Raw genomic sequence first — 3,010 nt, 5'->3', positions numbered from 1 at the left:
GCGGATCCCGGCGTCGAAGAGGAACCGTTCCAGGCCGTCGCGCAGGAGGATCGCCAGGTCCTCGGGCGGGGCGGCGCGGGAGAGATCGCGGGCCGGGCGGGCCGCCACGAAGGCGGCCAGGAGGCGCCGGACTTCGGGGCCCACGTGGGCGCGCAGCTCGGCCGTGCCGAAGACGGCCGACGAGGGGAACAGCGCGCGGCAGAAGTCGCGCAGGAGATCGGAACGCTCCGTCGCGGGGGAGAGAACCGCGGTCGCCGCGGCGGTCACGGGGAATCCGTCCGCGCTCTTGAGGTCCGGGAAGGAAAACCGCAGCGGAACCTCGCCCGGCTTGACGAGGACGAGTTCACATTTTCCCGTAATCTCGTCGCCGGGGCGCAGGAGCCGGCAGGATCCGTCCGCGAAGAGGGCCAGTCCCAAGGTCGGGGAGGGCAGGAGGAAGCGGGGGCGGAAGGGACCGGCGCGTTCGCCGGCGGAAAGGCGCATCGCCAGCAGCGTTCGGTTCGCGAGGAATTCCGGCAACGTCGGCTGGACCATCGAAATTAAGGATAACCAAAGGGGGGAGATTATGCAAGGCGGGGGTCCCGCCGGGGGTTTTACGTGCAGGCGGCCCAGAGGCCGGCGGTGCGGTCGTAATAGAGAAGCGCGTCGTGCTCCAGCGCCACCTCGCCGCCGGCTCCGGGGATCACGCCCCATGGGGTGCGGCCGCGGCGCAGCCGCACTTCGAGGGTGCGGCCCTTGTCGTTCACGTCGGTGGCAGCGGCGGAGAAGCCGCAGCCTTCCGCCAGATCCGCCAGCTGCTCGAGAGTGCGCCGTCCGATGCGCGCCACGGGGCGGCCTCCCGCCTGCGCCACGAACCGGCGGAGGATCGCCTCGAAGGCGCGCAGGAAATGTTCCGTCTCGGCGAAGACCGTGCGGGTCAGGCCGTCGTCCTGGGTCGCCCAGAGGAACTGCTCGCCGGGCAGCGACCGGGTCATGCGGACGAGGTCCTGATGGACGGTGCCCAGGATCTCCTGGGGCTCCGGCAGAGGCGGGGTGAGGAGGGCGACCTCGAAGCGGCCGCGGCCGCTCCAGGTCCGGGCCAGGCGCAGGAATCCTTCGCCGGGGGTGCGAAGGACGTAGCCTCCCAGCAGCTCGACCGGGACTTCGTCGAGCCCGTCGCGCAGGAGGCGGGAGCGGGGCACTCGGTCGGACCGCCACAGGAGCGCCCGATCTCCTTCGGTGCGGGCGATGAGGCCTCCCATCTTGGCGCGCACCTCGCCTTCGGCCTCCTTGGTGAGGGGCTCCCAGTAGTTGGGGTTGAGGAGATCGGGCGGGACGCGGTAGAGGAGGGCCGTGCGCGGACGGATCTCGCGTTCGAAGAGGGCGGCGAAGTCCGCCGGAGCGAACCCGAGCGCATAAAGGTGCAGCTCGTCGGGCCGTTCGCGGCGGACGAAAAGCTCGAGCGAGGGGACGGCGGCGTCCCCCGATCGGGACGCGGGTTCCTGGACGTTCAGGGTCGGCGCGGCCGCGGTCATTCCGGCGCCATTATAGGAAGCGTTCCGCGGCGGGCAAGTCTTGGCGGGGTCGCCCGCGTTGTTCTTGACAGCCCCGGCGGTCCCCCTAGAATGGTCCCCGCACGCGACTGACACAAGAGGAGGGATTTCATGGCCATCCGCGTCGCCATCAACGGCTTCGGCCGCATCGGCCGGCTTGTCTTCCGCAGCATGATCCGGCGCCCCGAGTTCGAGGTCGTCGCGATCAACGACCTCACGGACGCCCGGACGAACGCCCACCTGCTTAAATACGACACCGTCTTCGGGCGCTACGAGGGGACCGTCGAGGTGAAGGACGGAAACCTCGTCGTGGACGGAAAGACCATCAAGGTCGTGGCGGAGAAGGATCCCGCGAAGCTTCCGTGGAAGGATCTCAACATCGACTGGGTGGTCGAGTCCACGGGGGTGCTGACCTCGACGGAGGAGTGCTCCAAGCATCTGACGGCGGGGGCCAAGCGGGTGCTCCTGACCGCTCCGGCCAAGGACAAGATGACGACGATCGTGATGGGGGTCAATCACACGTCGGTCAAGCCCGAGGAGCGCGTGATCTCGAACGCCTCCTGCACCACGAACTGCCTGGCGCCGCTGGCGAAGGTCCTCCACGACAAGTTCGGCGTCGTGCGGGGCATGATGACCACGGTCCACGCCTTTACGAACGACCAGCGCACGGCCGACCAGGTGCACAAGGATCTGCGCCGCGCGCGTTCGGCCAGCCAGAACATCATCCCGACCTCGACGGGCGCGGCCAAGGCGATCGGCCTGGTGCTCCCCGAGCTCAACGGCAAGCTCGACGGCACCGCCATGCGGGTGCCGGTCGTCGACGGATCGGTCGTGGATCTCACCGTGGAACTCAAGCAGAAGGTGACCAAGGAGCAGGTCAACGCCGCCGTCCGCGAGGCCGCCCAGGGGCCGATGAAGGGCATTCTGGAGTACACGGAGGACGAGATCGTCTCCTCGGACGTCATCGGCAACACGCACTCGTCGATTTTCGACGCCAAGTGCACGATGGTGCTGGGGGACAACCTCGTGAAGGTGGTCTCCTGGTACGACAACGAGTGGGGCTATTCGAACCGCTGCGTGGACGCGATCTACTATCTCTCCACGGGGAAGATGCCGGCGAGGTAGCCGATGGCGAAGCTCTCGATCCGGGATCTGGACGTCCGGGGCAAGCGCGTTCTCGTCCGGGTGGATTTCAACGTCCCGCTCAAGGACGGCAAGGTCGCCGACGACACGCGGATCCGGGCGGCGCTGCCGACGATCCGGTGGCTTCTGGAGCGCGGGGCGCGGGTGATTCTCGTCTCGCATCTCGGGCGGCCGGACGGAAAGCCCGAGCCGAAGTATTCGCTCCGGCCCGTCGCGGAGCATCTCTCGAAGCTTCTGGGGCGTCCCGTGGCGTTCGGGGAGCCTTCGGGGGATCTCTCGCTTCTGGAGAACATCCGGTTCGACCCCGGGGAGGAGAAGAACGACGAGGCGCTGGC

General features: G+C 68.5%; 4 protein-coding genes. 2 read left to right on the top strand and 2 right to left on the bottom strand.

Annotated elements, in window-relative coordinates:
- Positions 1-534: hypothetical protein (locus VNO22_17055; GenBank protein ID HXG63083.1), on the bottom strand; the 534-nt coding region annotated here is incomplete at its 3' end.
- A 59-nt stretch (positions 535-593) separates the two neighbouring features.
- The gene (locus tag VNO22_17050; GenBank protein ID HXG63082.1) at positions 594-1,514 is read right to left on the bottom strand and encodes a hypothetical protein; all 921 of its coding nucleotides are present in this window, start codon (positions 1,512-1,514) and stop codon (positions 594-596) included.
- A 129-nt stretch (positions 1,515-1,643) separates the two neighbouring features.
- Here VNO22_17050 and gap point away from each other — a divergent pair, with 129 nt between their 5' ends.
- Both gap and pgk read left to right on the top strand, forming a co-directional pair.
- Positions 1,644-2,657, top strand: coding sequence for a type I glyceraldehyde-3-phosphate dehydrogenase (gene gap / locus VNO22_17045; GenBank protein HXG63081.1), 1,014 nt, complete (start codon positions 1,644-1,646; stop codon positions 2,655-2,657).
- 3 nt (positions 2,658-2,660) lie between these two features.
- The coding region (gene pgk / locus VNO22_17040; GenBank protein ID HXG63080.1) for a phosphoglycerate kinase at positions 2,661-3,010 on the top strand (350 nt) is incomplete at its 3' end.

It is taken from the genome of Planctomycetota bacterium (assembly GCA_035574235.1).
Taxonomy (GTDB): domain Bacteria; phylum Planctomycetota; class MHYJ01; order MHYJ01; family JACPRB01; genus DATLZA01.
This window is presented reverse-complemented; position numbering and strand designations above follow the sequence as displayed.